This is a genomic window from Raoultibacter timonensis (genome assembly GCF_022845715.1).
GTDB classification, from domain to species: Bacteria; Actinomycetota; Coriobacteriia; order Coriobacteriales; family Eggerthellaceae; genus Raoultibacter; species Raoultibacter timonensis.
In genome coordinates, this window is record NZ_AP025564.1 from 3,759,630 (window position 1) to 3,779,718 (window position 20,089).

The following is a 20,089-nucleotide window of genomic DNA, read 5'->3' on the forward strand; positions in this document are numbered from 1 at the left end:
CAACCTCAAGTCATATGGCTACGCCGTGAAGATGGAGCAGTGACGCCCTTCCGCTTCCTTCACCATGTCGGCAAGCGAACCGATCTTCAGCGCGCGTGTCGGACAACCGCTCACGCAAAGGGGGTTCGGATTGTCCGCGTAGCATGCCGCGCATTTGTCGAGAACCGGTGCCACAAGATGGTACTGGCGCAATACGCCGTCGACCAAAAACGGCTCGCGCCGCTCGCAGCGCATCCAATCCTCATCGTAGGGATAGCGGTGAGTCTCGCGGCAGGCAGCCTCGCAGCTGAAGCAGCCGTTGCAGTCATCCAGGTCAAGCAAAAGCGCAATACCTTTTCCGTCGACTCTGCTCATTACAGATCACCCCTTCCAGCTTCGATCTTGCACAGTGATGAGCGCATGGCGGTGGCGCCATAGCCGGGCTCTGCAGGTGTAGAGGGCACGAGGATGTTGCCGTTGCATTTGTCCCAACCGTAGCCGGGCAATCCCAGTTCGGGACATTCATCACGCCAGCCCGGGCGAGGCACCGCCACAACCCCCTTCTTGATCTCGCGCGTCACCGCAGCCTTCGAGATGATGTGGCCACGAGGCGAGGTGATGGTGATCCATTCGCCGTCCGTGATACCGTAGGCGCGCGCGTCGTCAGGATGCACGAGCGCGAACGGATCGGGATAGAGCTTTCGCTGTGCCGGAATGTTCGTCCACGCAGAATGGAAGAACGAGTAGACGCGATGGCCGGTGACGGCGATGAGCGGATATTCTTCGGCGAGCTCAGGCTGGGAGATGGGGCTCTCCATCGGCTCAACGTAATCGGGCAGCGGATCATACCCGAAGTCCGCCAAGGCCTGGCACCAGAACTCGATGCGCCCCGTAGGCGTTGCGAAGCCCGGCTGCCCATCGGGCCGCATGATGCCCTTCTCGTACTTCTTCTCGATATAGTCGCCCTTTTCACCGCCGGGCTCGGTTGAGCGCCAGTCCTTCGATTGGAATTCATCCCAGGTAAGATCGAGATCGTAGAACTCCTTCAAACGCCAGAGCACCATTTCCTTGGTGTTGTTCCAGGGCCAATGCTCCGGATCGATGCGCTTGCCCCAGTGCAAGAAGAACTCCCAGTCATCCCAGCACTCGCCCGGGGCCTCGACCGCTTGATCGAACGTGAGCAGCAGGTTGCCGTCGATCTCCTCGTCGTAGGAGCACCGCTCGGCCCAGTCCGCCGAAGGAAGCAGCAGGTCGGCGAGCTTCGCCGTCGGCGACATATAGAAGTCCTTGACGGCGACGAAATCGAGGTTCGGAGACGTCATGGCCTCGTAGGTGAGGTTCGTGTTCTCGTAGCACAGCAGCGGGTCGTTCGCGATGGCGATGAACGCCTTCACAGGCCGGGGCTCGCCGGTGATCATGGCCTCGAACACGGCGTGCGGATCGTTCGAGCGGCCGAATGACTTGTACAGCGGATGCTCCTCGCCGCCGAACGTGAACAGGTCAGAACGGCCCGGATCCTTCGTTCCGTCCCACAGCGTGATCTTGTCGTCGAGCATGACTGAGAACGAGAGGCTCACCGGAGTGCCGCCCACAACGTCGATGTGCCCGAGTAATCCATGGAGACAGGCGAGCGCGCGGCCGTTCTGGATGGCGTTGGTATGCATGCACCCTGGCCCTAGGCCGATGTTCATGGCAACCGGGCCGCACGTACCCATGATGCGAGCGGCCTCGCGGATTTCCTCGGGAGTGATCCAGCAGACTTCAGCAGCGCGCTCGGGAGTCCAATCCTTCACCCGCTCGGCGAGCTCATCGAAACCATAGGTCCACTTGTCCACGAACTCGGCATCGTACCATCCGTTCTCGATGACTTCGTGAATGAGGGCAAGCGCCAGCGCCGCATCGGTGCCGGGGCGAGGCTGGATGGCAACATCAGCATGCTTGGACATATCCTGGAAGCGGGTGTCGATCACCACGAGTTTCGTCTTGCCTGCACGCTGATTCGCGTAAACCTCCTTGGCCCAGGTTGTCTGCATTGCAGGATTCTCGCCCCACGCAACCACGCAGCCAGCATGGCGTGAATCGCCCTTTCCGGAGCTGAAGATGCCGAGCGTAAATGCGTTCGGAAGGATGTGGGGCATGAGGCATACATGCGTAGGCACAAGGCTCCAGCCCTCCAGTCCAAGCGACGAATTCAAGCGGCAATGCCAATGGTTTGCGACACGCCCCGTCCCCTGACCGGTAATGATGGCCTCGGGCCCGTATTGCTCTTTGATGCGCATGCACTCGGCTGCGATGATATCGAGTGCCTCGTCCCAGGAAATGCGCTCGAACTCGCTTTTGCCGCGGTTCTCGGGATGTCGCTCCCCTTGGGGATCCCAGTCCACGCGCTTCATGGGATAGAGCAGACGACCTTCGAGGTTGTTGTGAATCTCACGCTCCGACATTCCCGATCCGCAGATCACGCCATGAGACTTCACGTTGTCGGGGTTGCCCTCGATTTTAACGATCTGGTTGTTCTCATCTGAGTAGACGATGACGCCACAGCGCGCATGGCAGGTTGTGCATTGCGTTCTGGTCTTTTTCAGTGCCATTTCTTCTCCTTCGCTCTTACTGGTTTTCGCAGTTCCGTTCGAGTTCCGCCTACGTTGCCTCACCTCTTTTCAAACGCATCACGTTCAATCCCTCTCCGAAATGACTATTCGGCCTTTTTGGGAAAGCGCACCAGAAGAGAGCACACCACGCCGATCACGCAGCACACGCCGATTCCGATGTACGCGGGGTTGTAGCTGCCTGCAGAGCTGAATACAGCGCCGGAAATGACCGGGATCATGCCGGCGACGATGCTGAAGATGGGAAGCGCGACGCCGATGATCTTCGAGAAGTTCCCATTGCCGAAATAGTTTGCAAAACAGGTGGGGCCGCACACAAGATTGATGCCCCAACCAGCACCGATGCAGATGAAGTACACGAACATGAGCACGCTGTCGTTTGCGCTGCTGAAGCTCGCAATGAACATGGCGAGGGCCATGGCAATCCCGCCGAATGCAAGCACGCGCACCGGCTCGATACGGTCGATAAGGGGTGCGATCAGGAAACGGACGATCAAGGCGACGATGCCCTGGATGGACAAGCCGAGCGCAACGATACCGGGATCGAAGCCCATGCCCGAGAAGTGCAGCACGCCGGCAGATACGTTGATGTTGAAGCCGAAGTACAGCGGAAGGGCTGCGCATACGAAAAGCCAGAACGCGGGTGTTTTCAGAGCCTGAGCGAGCGTCTTGCTCTCTTTCGTCTTATACACCTTCGACGAATCGACTTTGCTCTCGACGGCCTCTTCAGGCCCCTCGTCAACAGAACCGTCGGGAACAAGCCCCTTATCCTCTGGCTTGTTTCGAATGAACAGCACCACGATCACAAGGCCGACAACAGCAGCCGCAGCGACCGCATAGAACGCGGATCTCCACGAGCCGGTCGACTGGATGATGGCGTTAATTGCGGGCGGCACGAGAAACGCTACGGCGCCCATTACCGCCATCATGATGGCCATGGCCATGCCGCGCTTCTTGACAAACCACATGCTGATGGTGGTCTGGCACGGCACCTGAGATCCCATGGCGCTGCTGAAGCTCAGCCACACACCGAAGATCAGGAAGTAGGCGATTGTGCTCGAGCCACCGAACTGAGCGAAAACGATGCTGCCGATGATGATCAGGATAGCCGACAGGATCATCGTCAGGCGAGCGCCCTTTTTCGATACCAAGCTTCCGATGATGGGTGCCAGCAGGCCCTGGAACAAGATGAATACAGTAAAGCCGAGGCCTACCAGCGTACGATCCATCATGATGTCGGGCTGCGTCACCATAACAGGTATGGCAATCTGGCCAGCGTTGAGCGATACCGATCCGAGAAGCAGATACACCAATCCGCAAGCTGCTGTGATCACCCAGCCATAGAAGAATCCCCCCTTCCCCTTCTTCGGCGCAGACTGAGCTGTGCCCGACTTGCCCTCATGCTCATCCATAGCTTCCTCCTTCTTTTCTGTCGTTCGAAACCAGACATTCGGCTTCATGTACGGCAGAGCCAGGAAGGCTTTGGTGCTAGGATGGAGCTTCGCTTCCGGGCATCTGCGCGTCTCATGCGCCATAGGCCCGAAGATACGTGTTTTAGGGGGAATGCATCGGCTCGGCGCTGCGAAACAGCCCGAAAGCGCCTCATGCAAGCTGCATGAATTATTAGCTCGATCAGGCATTATTCCGAAGAATGCCCGGGCATTCGGCAGTTGCTGGGATGGCCCTTAGAGCATGTCGGTCTTTTCGGCCTCGACCATATCGATCAGGGCTTGATGCGAGCCAACCCCAAGCTTCTTGTATATGTTGTAGACATGGGTTCTCGCTGTCGAGTTGCTGATGACGAGCTTCTCTTCGATTCGCTCCACGTTGCGGCCTTTCGCCAGCAGAAGAAACACTTCGGTTTCTCGAGGCGACAGTCCGTGGTTCTGGGCGACCTTCTTGCATGCGCGGATGAATCGGCCATCATGGTCTGACGTCTCATCCCTCTCGTCGAGCTTGACTTCGCCGAGCCTGCTTATGGCTTCGGCTTTCCTGCTCTCTTCAGAGATCAAGAGCACGAAGGAGAGCAGCAGCAGAAAGGCCAGGCCGATGAGGATGAAGTGAGCGCTCTGCTCTATCGGTTCGTTTCGCATGAACGCATACCAGCCGACAACCGTACCGATGAGAAGCCCGATCCAGTTGGGAATGCTTGCCTTCGAATACCTTCGAATGGAGTGAATCCTGAATTCCTGGTTGAGCTCGCTGCGTTCGCACCAAGAAAGAACCATGGCAAACGCATTAAAGGCCACGTTCAGGCCGGCGCACACGATCAACGCCGCTTCGTTACAGTAGGGAATCAGAAAGAGAATGGCGACGATAAATGGCAGCGACAGCTGTTGGACCTGCTGGCTTTTCAGCACTCTGTTGAGCGACCAGTGTTTGGCCATGATCGATAAGGCGGCGCCAATAACCCCGCAAGCCCCTACGATGAGGGCCGGTCCCAACCCCAGCGAAACCGTTACAATCAGAACGACCCCGTACGCCGCGCTATGGCATGCAAGCCAAAACGCCTTCTTGCTCGATTCCCGAAAAACACTCTCGTCTTCTTCGCGGAGATAGTTGCCCCAATCGACGTTCTTCATGAGCAGCCGGCAGATCGCCACCTCTGCAGCAATGATGATCGCCATCCCGATCAAACCCAGCTGCAGAGGCTGCGCGGCACAGGCCGAAACGTATAGCAGTACGCTGAAGAATGCGCTCGTCGCAACCGTAAGGATATTCTGCCTCATGGAGTTATGGCTCAATATGAGACACCAGAGCAAACCAGAAGCAGCAAAACTTATGCCAAGCAAAACCCAGGTGAAGATAGCGACAAACCCCAGTGTGGCCCCAAAACAAAGCACAACAGCCTCGGCAAGGAACGGGACAACGCCAACGGCTACAGCCGGCATAAGAACAGAAGCGTGGTGCATAACGAGCCAGTCTGCCTGTGCATATCCAAGCACAAACACCCCCAACATCGCCAAAATGGCAGCGATGCGAAGGGTAACCGCGAATGATTCGCCATACCCAAAAGCGAGGGGAAGTGCAATGCTCAAACCACAGTATGTCTGAACCGTCAGAAAGCACCCGAAGCCAATTGCAGCCAGAATCAACCGTCCGTCAGGAATAGACTTGCCACTTTCAGCAACCGCCCCCCTATCAACCAGTACGTTTAGCGCAGCTCCATCTTGCCCTACCCTCTTTGTCCTCAACCCGTCGATATCTGCCGCCCCCAATCAACTTCACTGATCAGATATGTTTACGATAGGCTGCATGCTGGCCGCAAGCCATTTCCCCCTGCCCGAGCGAACAAAACCCCGATCGCTTTTCCAGGCATCACCTTCTGTCTATACGGTCCTATATTTAATACCAATCCAATTATGATACCACATACTCTAATTTATCATGGACATGAATGAGCGCAAAGCAAAACTAGGTCAAACAATTCGCTCCAGGCGTCAGGAGCAAGATATTTCGCTGCGTCGTTTCGCACTAATGGTCGGATTTAGCCACTCCTACTTAGTTGATGTCGAAAGCGGACGTCGAAACATTGGCATCGAAAACCTCTGCAAGATCGCCGATGGCCTCGGGGTCAAAGTAAGCGATCTGACTAAGGGGTTGTAGGCTCAAACCGAAAACTGATTTCGTTGCCCGAACTCGCTCGTTTCTCATAGTTGAACCATAGTTACACCCAAAGGTTATGAACAATCTGCCGTCGCCCAAGCTGCTGAAGAAACAAGCCTGCTCACCTCAGCAGCATACCATCAGGAATGCCACCACAACCAACCATGGACGCTTTTCGTTTTTCGGGCTACGGAAAGATATCCCATTCGCCTATCCGGAAAAGAAACAAGACCAGCAAAACAGCTGGCCTTGTAAATTTCTGGTCGCGGGGACAGGATTTGAACCTATGACCTCCGGGTTATGAGCCCGGCGAGCTACCAGACTGCTCCACCCCGCACTATGGTGCCAACTTGCATCCATTCGATATATCAAGAACAGGAAAAGCGGCAAGAAGATATAATACTCTGCCGATAGCATCTGCGCAAGAAATGATTTCGCCTCCATAAAACATTCGTATTTAAGGCCCGGTTTCGGCCGCATAGAGCCTCAAAGAGCCCGTTCGTTGTGACGATTCGCCTGTATTGTGAGGCATTCGCTTTTCGTTTCAGCCATCCACGCGGTTGCTGTATTACAATCAAGTCGAACAACGCAGATGCCTGCACAACCGAATCCGAGGTACCGAAAAATGACCGTCATCGACGCCCATGCACACATCTACCCTGAGAAAATCGCCGCAAAAGCGGTCGACGCAATCGGCGAGTTCTACGACATCGGCATGTACGGCGAGGGCACGTCCGCCCATTTGCTCTCGTCCATGAACGAAGCCCCCATCACCAACTTCATCGTGCATTCGGTCGCAACCAAACCCGAAGCGGTGGAATCGATCAATAACTTCATCGCCCGCGAATGCGAAGCGCATCCCGAATTCACGGGCTTCATGGCCATGCATCAGGACTACCCCGAGCCGGAAAAAGAGATCGAGCGAGCCGTAAGCCTCGGCCTCAAAGGCATGAAAATCCACCCCGACACCCAAGAAGTCAACCTCGACGACCCACGGCTCATGAGCGTGTACGAAATCATCGAGGGTCGCCTGCCGATCATCATCCACATGGGCGATTACCGCCACGATTACTCGCACCCCCGCCGCCTCAAGAACGTCTTGAACACTTTCCCAAGGCTCGTGGTCGATGCTGCCCACTTCGGCGGCTGGTCGATGCCTGAAGTAGCACTCGACTACCTCGGCAGCGAAAACTGCTTCGTCGACATGTCGAGCTCGATGTTCTGGCTCGGCAAGCGCCGCACCAAGGAACTCTGCCGTCTGTACGGCACCGAGCGCGTGCTGTTCGGTTCCGATTTCCCCATGTGGAATCCCGTCGACGAGTACAACACGTTCACGAACATCGATTTCACCGACGAAGAGCTTGAAAACATGCTCTGGCACAATGCCGAGCGGTTCCTCGGCGAGAAAATCAACTAGCATCTCCATGCAAAACGGCGCCCGATGGGCGCCGTCGAAACTGCCGTTCAAACGTTCGGCCTATACGCCGTCGTCCCTATTCCCCGTCTTTTTTCTCTTCGTCTTCGGCGCGCTCGATCACCATGTCGATCTTATCGATGCGGCGCACGTCCATCTTCTTGACGGTGAAATCGACCTTCGTATCGCCCTCTTCAGCAGACACCTTGTCGCCAACCTCGGGAATCTGCCCGAACAGATCGAACAGCAAGCCTCCCGCCGTTTCGCAATCGCCAGCCTCTTCGGGCTCGAAGCCCATGAGCTCGGACAGCTCGTCGATCGGAAGCGATCCGTCCACAAGATAGTGGTCGTCGGCAAGCTTCTTCACCTCGTCGGTATCGTCGTGCATGTACTCGTCATCGAGCTTGCCGACGATCTGACCCATGATATCGCTCATGGTCACGATACCCGAAGTACCGCCGTGCTCGTCAACCACCACGGCGATCTTCGTGCGTTTCTCCTGCAGGGTCTGCAACAGCTTCGCGATCGGAATGCTCTCGGGCACCGCATGGATCGTGCGGATCTTGAGGTCTTCCATCGTGGAGCCCGCAGGCAGGCTGTACAGGTCCTTGATGTGCACGAACCCGACAACATCGTCTTTGTTGCCCCGAATAACCGGATAACGCGTGTATTTGTACTGCTGCATCGTCTTGACGTTCTCCTCGAGGGTGTCCTCGAGATCGATGCAGATGAGCTCGGTACGCGGGGTCATGATGGCCTCGGCGTCCTTGTCGCCCAAGTCGAAGATGTTGTCCACGTACGTGTTCTGGTCGGCATCGATAAGGCCGCTTTCGGTGCTCTCGTCGATGAGCAGCTTGATTTCCTCGCCGGTGTACACCTCGTGCTCGTTGGCCACATCGTGGCCCGCAAGCTTCATGACGCCGTTCGTAATCGTATTGAACAGCCACATGATGGGATACGTGATGCGGTAGAACCATACGAGGGGCGCCGCGGTCAGAAGCGCGTATTTCATCGTGCTGAAGATGGCGAGCGATTTGGGAATGAGCTCGCCTACCACGATGTGGAGCGCTGTGATGATGATGAAGCCGATGGCGACCGCAATGGCCGAGATGGCGGCATCGGGCAAGCCGATGGCGGCAAGCAGCGGATGGATGAGTTCGGAAACTGCGGGCTCGCCCAACCAGCCGAGTGCAAGGGAAGCGAGCGTGATGCCGAGCTGGCAAGCAGAAAGATAAGCGTTAACGTTGTCGGCGACGAGCTTGGTGTACTTCGCACCGGCTCTCCCCTCCTCGATGGCGATGTCGACTTGGGATTTTCTCACGCGGACAAGCGCGAATTCCGAAACAACGAAGAAAGCGTTCATCAAGAGAAAGAACAGGACAAGAAAAAGGCTTAGCGCAACGGGCATTAAAGCGGGTCTCCTTACGTCGGTTGTCAAGACTGCCGTGGGCGGTTCCTCAACACCGTCCCTATGCAATAGCAGCGTTTTTGATTGTCCTTATCTGTTGTATCAGGTTCTGGCATGCCGCGCAGGATCATCGTGCAATATCCAGAAGAGTTACAGCGATTGAGCGGCTGCATAGCCGACAGCACGTACCGATACGACCCTTTAGCGCCGCGTATTCCCGTACCGTACTGCCGCAACAATACACCAACCCAAAACGAAACGCCCGCAAGCGTCGCCGAGAAAGACTCGACTTCGGCCAATAAGTTCGTGGCAGGAAAACGAAGATATTCGTCGCCCGAACCCCTTTTGAACGCCGAAGGGCGCGGTCACCTCGCAGGGCTGCCTCATCGTACCTGATCAGAGATACAACTGTTAAACCATCTGCAAAAGAGGAGTCTAACGACGACGAATAGCTCCGCTTTCCTGCCACGAATTCGCCTTTCCGCCGTCTGATCGGAATCGACGCGCCCGCACCAACACCTGACAGGACGCATCGGGCGAACGGCTGCCCGCACATGACCGCAGGGAACCCGAAAACCGCTCGTTTTCAGCCACCACACCGCGGATGCCGCATCAGCCGATGCGGCATCCGAAATCTCAGTACAGTCTCGCTGTGCGGCTCACTGCGCAGTTTTCGCTCAGTTCGCCGCGAAGCCCACGGTGCGTCTTGCAATGCGGTTCAACACGCAGCTCCCACGCAGTTCACTATGCAGCTAGCCGCGCGCCGCCCATGCGGCACCAGCTACTTCTCGGCGCTTCCCGCGCTCTGGGCGTACGCGGTCGACACCTCGCCCGAAAGGCGGCCGAGCACCGAATAACCGCTCATCACACACCAGTAGTCGCCGTTCATGATGCCGCCCGCCGCGCCGGGAACCGCATACAGGCCCGCGATCGGCTGCGCGTCAGTGCCGATAACCTGCGTGTCGGTGTTGATCTTCAATCCGCCGAACGTGGCCATGATGCCGCCGACGACGGGGATCGCGTAGAACGGGGGCGTCGAAAGCGGCGTTGCGGGCACGGTTCCGAGATGCGGAACCTCGAGCGCTTCGGCGGTTCCAGCGGCAGCGGCCTCGTTGTACGCAGCTACCGTCGCCGCCATGTTGGCCGCGTTGAAACTCACTCCGTCGGCCGTCTCGGCAACGATCTTCGCACCGAGCTCCTCGATGCTATCGGCCTGCACCACGGTCATGCCCTTCTCGATCATGTGGTCGATGCGGTCGCCGCCGATAACCGCGGCGTTGCAGAACGGAGTCTGGCGGATGATATCGCGCACGCCCTCGTCGAGAATCAGGTAAGCACGCGCCATGTGCTGCTGCATGACCTCCTGGTTCACCAGCGAAGATCCGAGCCCCTCGTTGACGAAGCGCTTGCCTTCGGTATTTACGTAGATGCCCATGCTCTGTATCGAGTGCTCCGTGGTGCCGTAGTAGAGGATGTGCACATCGTCGACGTTCTCGACAGCTTCGTATCCCTCAGGCGTATCGACGCCGTTCAAGTACGTCATCGGCCACGGCTGAGGATGCCCGTAGTACGAGCCGAAGCTGCGCGAAAGCTGGGCACCCACCTCGACGCCCATCTTGATTCCCGATCCGTCGAGGTACGGCACGCACTGCGCCTGTCCGAGATCGGCGTGACGACCGATGTACTTGGTGCACATCTCCTTGTCGCACTGCCAACCGCCCGTTGCGAGGATGACGGCTTTTGCCGTGATGGCAAAGGGGCCTTCCGCATCTTCGGCAACGAGTCCGGTTACGGCACCGGCGTCGTCGGTCAGCAGCTTGATCGCACGAGTGCCGAGCAGCGTCGTGCCGCCCTTCTCAACGAAGATATCGCCGAACTGCTGCAGGTATTCGTCGGTGTAGCTCTTCGATCCCTCCTCGGCGGGGCGCTTGCCGCCCATCCATACGTACGGGCTGCCCGGGGCGAGCTCCTCGGTCGTGAGCCCGAGGCCGTCGATCCACTCGACATACGACCCCCAATTGTCGCAGACAAGCTTGCCGAGCTCCGGGTCGGACATAGGAGCCTTGGCGTAAGCGGCCTCCCATTCGGCGCCGAACCGCGGCCCGAACGCACCTGCGGCGAAGCGGCTCGTTCCCCCGACATGCTGCGAAGCCTCGACCAGTATGACGTTCGCACCCTTCTCAGCCGCGCTCACCGCTGCCGCCAAGCCGCCGATGCCGGCGCCGGCAACCACGACGTCGCATTCGTGCTTGGTCTCGAAGGCTGTCTTTTCGGCAGGCTGCGAACTGCAACCCGCGAGCGCCGTCACTCCCGTGAACGCCGCAGCACCTGCCGCGACCAGTCCGGCTCCCTTGATGAAATCCCTCCGTGTTTGCTCCATGTTGAATCCTCTCCCTTGTCGTGTGACGCGCACCCTCGGATACGCGGTACTCCTTGACTCGGTTGCCAGTCGCGACATGCGGCGGTTATCGCCAGCCGCAAACCATCGGCTGCTGCACGCAGCGAACCCGCAAGCAGCCGATCGACCTAGTGGCACGTGTTGCACTCGTACACACCGGCATGATGGCAACTGACGCACGTGTCTGCCGCATTGACTTCGGCTTTGTGCATATTGTGGCAATCCGAGCATAGGATGTCGGCGTGCCCGTCGGTCAAACCCATGACCTCATGGGGATTGACCTGCGTTCCCTGCGAATCCGTCAGATCGGTAATGGTCGCAGTACATGCAAGCATCTCGTCTGCACTCAGATCGTGGCATCCCGCCGCTTGGCAGCTGGCAGCATCGACCACCGTTGCCTTGAGCTTCTTCGGCATCGTGTCGGTCGCCGTCGCCTCCTTGTGAACGTCGGCGAGTGCCGCTTCGTCTGCATGGCAGCTGATGCACGTCGTCTGCGCCTCCTGCACGTGAATGCATGCCCCCATCGAGCCGTCCTCCATCGTCGCGCCCTCCGTCGCATGGCATGTCGCGCAATCCATGTCGGGCGACCACGCAACCTGCACGGCGCTATCCGAGCCGCCACCTTGCTCGGCAGGCTTTTCTGCCGCAGGCTCTTGCGGCGAGCATCCCGCTACCGCAATGGCGATCGCCGCAGCGGCGAACGCGATCAGCGCTTTGTGAATCGGCTTGGCTTTCCCCATCGCCTCCCTTTCTCCCGACCGCCCGCTGTTTCGGGCGGGTTGATAGGGCAATGGTAGAAAACCGATGCTTGCTTGCCATCGAAGGAAAGATGTGAAATAGTTTTTAAGGGGAAAAATGCAATACAATCTGCGCTTTTGACGTGGTGTTTTGCATTTCAGGGGAGAAATTCACCAGTTTCTAGTGAGGTTTGCGAGGGGCTTATGAGCACTGATCGGAAACAAAAGAAGGAAAGAAACGCCAAAGAATCCATTCGTTCGAAGTTTGCAATGGAGCTGAACCGCGCCAACATCCCGATGACGATCGGATTTGCGCTCTGTCAGCTCTGGCTTACGCTGTGCTTCTTTGCACCGCAGCTGTTTCCCGAGAACTCGTCGGTGAGTGTATACGAGATATCGCTCGGAGTGTGCGCGGTCTCGCTTGTTCCCGCGCTCGTTCTCACCAAACGATTCGAGGAGCTGTTCGAAAACCGAGTCGTCATCTTCGCACTAGCGGCTTGCGCGGGCATCGGCACGTTCATCATCCCGTTCTCCTCGGGCGATACCGCGATAGACGTCGTCTTGCAGATTGTCGCAGGAGTGCTTACGGGCATCGCCTCGGGCTGGTTCTTCGTTGCGTGGTACCAGGCGTTCTGCAAAGCCGACGACCTGATAGGCTTCGTACTCAGCGTTTTGGTGAACAGCCTGTTCATGTACGTACTCACCGCCGTAGCCTACCTGCCGGAGCTGAGCCCGTGGATCGTCGTCTGCATCGCGTCGGCCATGCCGTTCGTCTCGGCGTTTCTCTTGGTGCGAAACCCCCGCAACGACACCTTCGTCAGCGAACCGATTCTGCCGCCCAAACGCACCGGGCAGCGCAAGGCTTTGCTTCTGCTCTGTTGTAGCATCTTCGTCATCAGCTTCATCGATGAATTCATGCGCAACTTTTACCTGCAAGGATCCGACCTGTTGTTTTACTCGGGCGGACTCAACCTTATTCTGTTCATCGTCAAGGTGGCCTGCTCCATCATGCTCGTCGTCATCATCGCCGACCACAGCCACCGCATGTCTCTTGTCTACCGCATGTCTCTTGTCTACCGCATCTCGTTTCTGCTCACAATGACGGCTGTTCTGTTCATGCCCTATGCGCAGCACAGCTTCGAGTTCATGTACGGGGTTACGAATTTCGGCGCGTTCCTGTTCAAGATCATGATCATGATCATCGCCTTCAACTTCTGCCAGCGCTACCGCACCTCCCCGACACTCGTGTTCTCGCTTACGCGTATCGCCTTCTCGCTCGATCTGCTGCTCGGTTTCGGCATGTTCCACGCCTACAGCCATTTCGAACCCGTGATTCCCGATCTGCTCGGCGTCGTATCGGTGGTACTGGGCATCCTCGTCGTGGCAACGTATTCGTTCGTGTTCACCGACCGCTACAGCATTCCCATCTTCGTCAAAGTCGAGGCCCAAACGGAAGCAGGGGCTCCGCTCGAAGACCGCTGTGATCGACTGGTTCGCATAGGAAAGCTCTCGCGTCGCGAATCCGACGTGCTGAGGCTCATAGCGAAGGGCCGGTCGGCTCCGCGCATTCAGGAAGAACTTCACCTCTCGATGAACACCGTCAACACCCACACGAGCCATATCTATCAAAAGCTCAAAGTGCATTCGCGCCAAGAACTGCTCGACTTACTCGAAGACACCGCACCGGAGGAAGCGGGTGGGCAGAGCTGAACGCGGTCCGATGCGAACCGGGGCCGTCGAACGCGCAGCGCCAGCCAATCCGTCCCGCCGTCGACGGGGGTCGGGCGCGCCGTCCGCATCGCTCCCAAACAGCAAACGAGCGCCCCCGGAGGAGCGCTCGCCATGCACATTCGCCAAGTTGCGTACCGCTGCATTGTACCCCTTGGGATACGCGGATTCTAGAACCTCAGGCTCAGGCAGCTCAAGCCCCCGTCGAGCTTGCGGTACTCGGACGTATCGACCGTGATGGTCTTGTAGCCCGCCTCTTGGATTTTCTCGAGTACGGTGGGGTATCCCTCGGGCACGATCACGGTGCCGTTGACCCAGATGCAGTTGGCGGCGTACGCCTCGTCCTCGGGGATCACGATCTTGTTGTATTCGGCGAAATCGGACTTCTCGATGAACTCGCCCGATACGAGCATGTTGTTATCCTCGATGTAGTTCACACCGGTCTTGAGGTGCAGCACGTACTCGAGCGGAACCTCGGAACCCGTTAGGCCCCAGCCCTCGAGGATCTCGATGAATTGGCGGATGCCCTCCTCGTTGGTACGAGCAGAGCGTCCCACGAAGAAGTGGTCGCCCACCATCATGACATCGCCGCCCTCGAGCGTTCCGGGTGCCTCGATGTAGGCGATGCGGTCGTCATCGAAGAACTCGCGAATCGTCGGCTCCATCGCCTTCGCCTCGCCATTGCGCGTACCGGCACCCGGATTGTCGATGATGGCACCCTTGCGCGTAATGACGGCGGTATCCTCTACGAAACAGGAATCGGGAAACTCTTCGAGCGCCGGCAGAACCGTCACCTCGACGCCGCATTCCTTGAGCGCGGCGATGTAGTCGTCATGCTGCTTGAGCGCCAGCTCGTAATCGGGCTTTCCCAGCTCAGGGGCAGAGGTGATGCCGTCTACCAGCGATTTGCTCGGACGCCTGACGATCACGTTCGTAAACATTGCGATTCCTCCTTCGGCCACCGCCTTGCGCGATGGATTAAGCGAACTGTTGCTGAATCGATTATCCACCAACTTGGTGAAATTGGAAGCGATCGCCGAAAGGGTTTTCAAGCTGTCATCGAGCAAAACGGGCGAGCCCTGTCGGACCCGCCCGCTACCGCCTTCGCGTTTTTCAGCTGCCGCTACGCCGAGGCCGCATGCTTTCCGGCAACACGCCCGCTCGTGAGCGCATTGCCCATGTTGTTGCCGGCCGACGGACAGCTGTACGAATTCCCGTACCGCTCGCCCATCGTATTGCCGACTGCGTACAAACCGGGAATGACCGATGTTTTGTCCATGGTCAACACCTGGTAATTACCGTTTACGCACAGTCCCGCAAGCGTGTTCAACCCAGGGCCGTACAGCGCCGAAGTCGCCTGAATTGCAACATAGAACGGAGCCTCGTTTATGGGAATCATGATGTCCGAGCTCTTGCCGAACTGCGTATCGGTTCCCGATGCGCAAAGCTCGTTGTACTGCTCGACCGTCTCGAGCGCGGTTGCCAGGGCATCGCCCGAAAGACCGGCGTTCTTCATGGCCTCCTCCATCGTATCGCCCACGAACACGTCGTAGGTCAGCATCTTGTTCTGCTCTTCGCTGTAGCTTGCAATAACGATGGTCGTCACTTTGATGCTGCCGTTCTCGGGCGTCGCCTGCATCGCCTTGTCGAACGCCTCCATGCCCTGCTCGAATCCCCAGTTCGGCGAACCGTGATCGAGGCCGCACTTCTGCACGTACTGCATGTACTTCTTATCCATGACAGCGAAGTTGCCCATCGTGCCTTCTTGCGAAATGGGCTGGCGAATCGATTGCGCGAGCAAGAGGGCGCTGCACTCCTCGTTCATGAAGCGCCTGCCCTGGCAGTTCATCCACAAGCACGGCGTCGAACCCCACGGTCCGAAACCGATGACAGGGGCGCTGCCTGCAACAGGACGCGGATGCCCCTCGATAGCGCCGCCCGCCCAGCAGCCGATCTTGTGACCGGAGCCGTCGCAGTCGGTCATGCCGGTGAGCATTTCGCGATCCACGCCATGACGCTCGGCGTACTCGCCGCATTCGTCGCACAGCTGATACACCATGTCGGTATTCGCGCCGAAGTCTCCTGTTGCGAGGATAACGCCTTTGGCGGCCTCGTACTTGATGTACTTCCTTTCTCCGTCCTGGGTGATGACGCCCGTGACAGCTCCGTCGTCGGCCTTCGTGCAGACAACCGCGCTCTCGTTGCAGTACCACGTCGCGCCGAGATCCTCCGCAGCTTCTCGAGAGTACACTTCGAGCTCGGCCAGGCGTGTAATGCCCGTAAGTCCATTGCGGCCGATCGGCGCTTCGTTCATCGAGTTCAGCGTCTGCAGCGTCGAAGCCCACTGATGCAAGCCGCCGTTGAGGATCGGATAATCGGACCCGTTGGGCTTCTCGAAGGCAATCTGCACCGTACACTGCTTGCCCTCGTAATCGAACACTGTCGAGGTTTCCGGAACAAGTGAAACCAGGTTGTCCATCATCTCGCCGGAGTTGTACACGAATGTCCTGATCGCCTCGCTGTTGCACCTGCCCGCAGCACGGCGGATGTATTCGTTCGTAATGTCCTCGAGGTTGTACGGACCAAAACCCCAGCCTTCAAGCAACTTGGAATTGTACGAGCAGATGTCGTCGCCGCGGTACACGATCTCGCCGTCCTTGTGCTTCTCGATAACCGCAACCGATGCGCCAAGCTGAGCGGCCGCAAGCGCCGCCTGCGTTCCCGCATGCCCGCCGCCCACAACGACCACATCGAAGCTCCGTGTCTCGGCGATATCGCTTTCGCCGACAGCCGGAGCCTCGCCGAGCCAGTCTTCGCTGCAAATATAGCCCTTCGGCACGGTAATCGGCTCGCTGGCCGCACCCGTTTCGGGAGTCGCTGCGCCCTGCGTTTCCTTTTGCGGCGAGCAGCCGATCAGCCCCGCAGTGGCTCCCACAAGACCGGCCCCTGCCATGCCCTTCAGAAAACTGCGTCTTGATACGCTCATGCATTCCCTCCTTGTATCTGTTTGCATGCCGCTTCACGTTGAAGCGCTTGCATTTTCCGAAGGCGAGAAGCGTTTAGACAATACGTAGGGGCGTTGAATTCTTGCGAAACAAGGTCAACGGATGGATTCTAGTTTTTATCATACCCGTTCAGAGTCTTAATTATCCCAATTGAGAAAACTCAGCGATCTCGAACAAGCTGGGATAGATCTTCGCGCGAAGCCACCCCGAGCTTGCGGTACATGTTGTGAATATGAGTCCTTACCGTATTGGGAGAAATGAACAGTGTCTCCGAGAGCTCGGCACTCGCATATCCGCGCGCCAAAAGCTCGAGGATCTCGTGTTCCCGGTCGGTGAGGGAATACGCACGGGCGAGATCGGCGCACCGCTCGCCCAGCGTTTGCGAGCCGTCCTCCCCGAGCCCATCCTCGTCGATAAGCGCATCACCGCTTTGCCGTACGCTTCGAGCAACGAGCATGACGGCAGCGTACAGCGTTGTCACGGCGGTAACCACCACGCTGATGGTTTCTTCGGAGAGAATCTCCGAGCAGCTCAATCCAACCAAAGAAGCGGCCGCAAACAGCACCAAAGCGATCGAATAGATGAAATCCGAGCTGAATTCGGATGCGTGCGCTATGGCGCACAGGGTTGCCACCGTCAGCGTTGCCGCGAACGAGCAGAGCAAAAACATGCAGAACATTTCGGTTGCCGATTCGCCGGACAGAGCCGTGCTCATGCTCGATACGGCCAGCATGATAATGGCAAGCAGCGGAATGATGTTTCGATACAACGGCTGCACGATTGGCTTCTTAAGCCTCAGAAACGCCAGAACCACCAAGATGGCGGATGCCACGAACGAGGCGAGCAGATAATCGGAATACCACTCCGTATAGGTATAACAGGTAATCCCCATGATGAAGGCGAAGACCAGCAGTCCCAGCGCAGGCTCGGCAACCACCCCGAAAAACGAGGGAAGCGAAGAGGCCTTTTCCGAACCTCGGCCCTTCGTACTCTCATGCTCCAACAACGCGCGATGATCGAACAGGGACGGCGTAACCGCGCAAACCGCAGCGCAAACCATGAACACGCCAACGCCTGCAAGCGTGGGAGCGAGCATGATGCATGCATAGACTATCGCCGCAACGCAGCTCGCCGCAGCTACATTGAGCAGGGCGCCGCTCAAAGGAAATCGGCTGAACAGCTTGCCCCAAACCAAGCACAAAAGCCCGCAGCCCACGCCGCTTGCAGCACCGCCGAAGCATGTTAGCGACGCACCTTGGTCGCCCGCCAAAACCAGATAGCAGAAAAACGCGCTCGCTACGAGATGGACGACGCCGCCCACCCCGGAAATCGCTTTGAGGGGGATGCTTTTCCCCGCCAAGGAGAACCCGGCAACCGATGCGGCAACAACCAGCACCGAAACCAAAGCTGAACGAGCGTATAGGCTGATGAAATCGCTTACCCCCTCATGAGCAAGAAACGAAGTCATGGCACCTGAAAAAATCAAGAGCGTGGAAAACAGCGCCGCCAAGCCGACGGTAAGCAAACTCAGCCTCGGCCGCTTCTCGTTTTCTTTGGAATATGAACGCGCCTCGCCCGATGAGCCCATAAGTCCAACCTATCGTCGGGTATAGCCAAGAAACCGCTCGAAGCGGTTTCTTGCGAACATGTCTATTGTATCTTTTTGCCCCAAACGGCGCGAGTTACAAAACCACCTGGCCGGTCACCAACAGAACGATCGAGATGACGGCCGCCAGAAGAATGATCGCCACCACCACACGGTCGACCGTGCTCTTGAGGTAGGGCTCCCCGCGTTCCTTCTTCCCCTTGATGTACATGAGAATACCCGGCGCGTACAAGAGCGACATGAGGGTAAGCCCCACCGCGCCCGACGCCCACGCGAGAAAGAAGCTGTAGAGTACGCCGAAGATACCGAAGATGCGCCACAAAACGATGCTGCCGCCGAGTTTGCCCTTGAACGCTCCCGGTTCGGTGAACGTGATCTTGGCGAAGTACGCGGCGGAAAGCAAATACGGCAAAAGAATCATGCCCGCCGAAAGCGTGTAGAAGAACTGGTAGGTGCTGTCGGAGAACAGCATGATGACGTAGAAGGCCTCGACGATGATGTTCGTGACCACAAGCGTAACGATGGGTGCGCCCTTTTTGTTCGTCTTGGCGAACGCCTTGATGAACACGCCCTGCTCGGCCGCTTCGTACGGCGATTCGCTCGAAAGCACCGTATAGCCGAGCATCGCGCCCACAAGTGAAAGCACTACGCCGCCGTTAATGAGGATGGCGCCCCACTGCCCCACTGCGTGCTCCATGACGCCCGCAAGCGCGGGATTCTCAAGCTGGGCCAGTTCGGACATCGGCATAACGCCCATGGAAAGCACGCTCACCATCAGATAGATCGAAAGTACGCACACGAACGCGATGATGGTGGCCTTGCCCACATCGCGCTCCTTCTTCGCACGGCCCGAAATGGCCACCGCGCCCTCGATACCGACGAACACCCAGATGGTCACCATCATGGTGCTGCTCACCTGATCGAAGAACGGCATACCGGGCACCGCACCCGTCGTGAAGTTCTCCATGAAGATGGCGGGATCGAACTTCTGCAGGAAGACGATAGCCGTGATGGCCACGAAGATGGGAACGAACTTCGAGATGGTGATGACGGCGTTCACACCCGTCGCCTCTTTGATGCCGCGCGAGACAAGGAACACGTAGAACCAGATGAGAATGCTCGCACCGATGATCGACGGCAGGTTCGTGCCACCGCCGAATATCGGGAAGAAGTACGAGAGAGCCCCGAACAGAAGCGCTGAAAAGCTCACCGTGCACAGAAGCGCGCTGATCCAGTAGCCCCATGCGCTGTTGAACCCGAGGAAATCGCCGAACCCCGCGTTCGCGTAGCTGTAGATGCCGCCCTTGAGCTTGGGCTTCACGCGAGAAAGAGCGAAGAACGTCATGACGAGGCACAGCACGCCGACCGCCGAGATGCCCCATGCGGTCAGCACGGCGGCGCCGCTTGCGCCCCCCGCCGCCTGATCGCCCGCCAGCGTGAACACGCCGCCGCCCACGATAAGCGTGATGACCGTGGTGACCAAACGAAAAATGCCAAGTCCGCCTTCGGGTTTGGCGATGCCGGACGCGCTTTCCGTTTGCACGGCCGGTGACGCTGATGGTTCGCTCATGTTGTATCACCCCGTCTTGTATGATGGAC

The 20,089-nt window shown here is 57.9% G+C and carries 14 protein-coding genes and 1 tRNA gene; 3 read left to right on the forward strand and 12 right to left on the reverse strand.

The window, feature by feature from the left end; all coding sequences use genetic code 11:
• Nucleotides 1-18: 18 nt before the first annotated feature.
• From MWL89_RS15255 to MWL89_RS15270, 4 genes are all read right to left on the reverse strand, one after another.
• A complete protein-coding gene (locus tag MWL89_RS15255; protein ID WP_102380175.1) occupies nt 19-354 on the reverse strand; it encodes a 4Fe-4S dicluster domain-containing protein in 336 nt (111 codons plus the stop codon).
• Nucleotides 354-2,570, reverse strand: a complete 2,217-nt coding sequence (locus tag MWL89_RS15260; RefSeq protein WP_244387193.1) for a molybdopterin-containing oxidoreductase family protein — start codon at nt 2,568-2,570, stop codon at nt 354-356. Before MWL89_RS15260 ends, MWL89_RS15255 begins: the two co-directional genes overlap by 1 nt.
• 104 nt (nt 2,571-2,674) lie before the next feature.
• Nucleotides 2,675-4,000, reverse strand: coding sequence for an MFS transporter (locus tag MWL89_RS15265; protein WP_180995298.1), 1,326 nt, complete (start codon nt 3,998-4,000; stop codon nt 2,675-2,677).
• 273 nt (nt 4,001-4,273) lie between these two features.
• Nucleotides 4,274-5,806 carry a helix-turn-helix transcriptional regulator gene (locus MWL89_RS15270; RefSeq protein ID WP_146040700.1) on the reverse strand — a complete coding sequence of 511 codons (1,533 nt, stop codon included), beginning with the start codon at nt 5,804-5,806 and terminating at the stop codon, nt 4,274-4,276.
• 175 nt (nt 5,807-5,981) lie between these two features.
• On the opposite strand from MWL89_RS15270, the gene MWL89_RS15275 reads away from it, so the two are divergent.
• Nucleotides 5,982-6,194 (forward strand): helix-turn-helix domain-containing protein, encoded by a 213-nt coding sequence (locus MWL89_RS15275; protein ID WP_180995299.1) that lies wholly within the window; start codon nt 5,982-5,984, stop codon nt 6,192-6,194.
• Nucleotides 6,195-6,454: 260 nt separating this feature from the next.
• Here the strand turns inward: MWL89_RS15275 and MWL89_RS15280 are convergent.
• Nucleotides 6,455-6,531: transfer RNA gene (locus MWL89_RS15280), tRNA-Met, on the reverse strand.
• 288 nt (nt 6,532-6,819) lie between these two features.
• On the opposite strand from MWL89_RS15280, the gene MWL89_RS15285 reads away from it, so the two are divergent.
• Entirely contained in the window at nt 6,820-7,611 is a 792-nt protein-coding gene (locus MWL89_RS15285) for an amidohydrolase family protein (protein ID WP_102380180.1), read from the forward strand.
• Nucleotides 7,612-7,687: 76 nt separating this feature from the next.
• Here MWL89_RS15285 and MWL89_RS15290 read toward each other — a convergent pair whose 3' ends face one another.
• The 3 genes from MWL89_RS15290 to MWL89_RS15300 all read right to left on the reverse strand — a co-directional run bounded on the left by MWL89_RS15290 (nt 7,688) and on the right by MWL89_RS15300 (nt 12,154).
• On the reverse strand, nt 7,688-9,016 hold the full coding sequence (locus tag MWL89_RS15290; RefSeq protein ID WP_102380181.1) for a hemolysin family protein: 1,329 nt from the start codon (nt 9,014-9,016) through the stop codon (nt 7,688-7,690).
• A 781-nt stretch (nt 9,017-9,797) separates the two neighbouring features.
• On the reverse strand, nt 9,798-11,396 hold the full coding sequence (locus tag MWL89_RS15295) for an FAD-dependent oxidoreductase (protein WP_180995332.1): 1,599 nt from the start codon (nt 11,394-11,396) through the stop codon (nt 9,798-9,800).
• A gap of 146 nt (nt 11,397-11,542) precedes the next feature.
• Entirely contained in the window at nt 11,543-12,154 is a 612-nt protein-coding gene (locus MWL89_RS15300) for a hypothetical protein (RefSeq protein WP_244387195.1), read from the reverse strand.
• Nucleotides 12,155-12,421: 267 nt separating this feature from the next.
• Here MWL89_RS15300 and MWL89_RS15305 point away from each other — a divergent pair, with 267 nt between their 5' ends.
• Complete coding sequence (locus MWL89_RS15305; RefSeq protein WP_244387196.1) at nt 12,422-13,861, forward strand: response regulator transcription factor; 1,440 nt, start codon at nt 12,422-12,424, stop codon at nt 13,859-13,861.
• A gap of 188 nt (nt 13,862-14,049) precedes the next feature.
• On the opposite strand, the gene MWL89_RS15310 is transcribed toward MWL89_RS15305, so the two are convergent.
• The 4 genes from MWL89_RS15310 to MWL89_RS15325 all read right to left on the reverse strand — a co-directional run bounded on the left by MWL89_RS15310 (nt 14,050) and on the right by MWL89_RS15325 (nt 20,060).
• Nucleotides 14,050-14,826 (reverse strand): arginine deiminase family protein, encoded by a 777-nt coding sequence (locus MWL89_RS15310; RefSeq protein WP_102380433.1) that lies wholly within the window; start codon nt 14,824-14,826, stop codon nt 14,050-14,052.
• Between the two features lie 176 nt (nt 14,827-15,002).
• Nucleotides 15,003-16,865 (reverse strand): FAD-binding protein, encoded by a 1,863-nt coding sequence (locus tag MWL89_RS15315; protein WP_244387197.1) that lies wholly within the window; start codon nt 16,863-16,865, stop codon nt 15,003-15,005.
• A gap of 179 nt (nt 16,866-17,044) precedes the next feature.
• Nucleotides 17,045-18,472: a helix-turn-helix domain-containing protein gene (locus tag MWL89_RS15320; RefSeq protein ID WP_244387198.1), complete on the reverse strand. Its 1,428-nt coding sequence runs from the start codon at nt 18,470-18,472 to the stop codon at nt 17,045-17,047.
• Between the two features lie 94 nt (nt 18,473-18,566).
• Entirely contained in the window at nt 18,567-20,060 is a 1,494-nt protein-coding gene (locus tag MWL89_RS15325; RefSeq protein ID WP_244387199.1) for a basic amino acid/polyamine antiporter, read from the reverse strand.
• Nucleotides 20,061-20,089 lie beyond the last annotated feature (29 nt).

Bases quoted from the DNA above. Each gene is read 5' to 3' on its own strand.
- MWL89_RS15255 (WP_102380175.1), bottom strand. From the start codon at position 354: ATGAGCAGAGTCGACGGAAAAGGTATTGCGCTTTTGCTTGACCTGGAT.
- MWL89_RS15265 (WP_180995298.1), bottom strand. From the start codon at position 4,000: ATGGATGAGCATGAGGGCAAGTCGGGCACAGCTCAGTCTGCGCCGAAG.
- MWL89_RS15285 (WP_102380180.1), top strand. From the start codon at position 6,820: ATGACCGTCATCGACGCCCATGCACACATCTACCCTGAGAAAATCGCC.
- MWL89_RS15295 (WP_180995332.1), bottom strand. From the start codon at position 11,396: ATGGAGCAAACACGGAGGGATTTCATCAAGGGAGCCGGACTGGTCGCG.
- MWL89_RS15300 (WP_244387195.1), bottom strand. From the start codon at position 12,154: ATGGGGAAAGCCAAGCCGATTCACAAAGCGCTGATCGCGTTCGCCGCT.
- MWL89_RS15305 (WP_244387196.1), top strand. From the start codon at position 12,422: ATGGAGCTGAACCGCGCCAACATCCCGATGACGATCGGATTTGCGCTC.
- MWL89_RS15320 (WP_244387198.1), bottom strand. From the start codon at position 18,472: ATGGGCTCATCGGGCGAGGCGCGTTCATATTCCAAAGAAAACGAGAAG.
- MWL89_RS15275 (WP_180995299.1), top strand. From the start codon at position 5,982: ATGAATGAGCGCAAAGCAAAACTAGGTCAAACAATTCGCTCCAGGCGT.
- MWL89_RS15325 (WP_244387199.1), bottom strand. From the start codon at position 20,060: ATGAGCGAACCATCAGCGTCACCGGCCGTGCAAACGGAAAGCGCGTCC.
- MWL89_RS15260 (WP_244387193.1), bottom strand. From the start codon at position 2,570: ATGGCACTGAAAAAGACCAGAACGCAATGCACAACCTGCCATGCGCGC.
- MWL89_RS15290 (WP_102380181.1), bottom strand. From the start codon at position 9,016: ATGCCCGTTGCGCTAAGCCTTTTTCTTGTCCTGTTCTTTCTCTTGATG.
- MWL89_RS15315 (WP_244387197.1), bottom strand. From the start codon at position 16,865: ATGAGCGTATCAAGACGCAGTTTTCTGAAGGGCATGGCAGGGGCCGGT.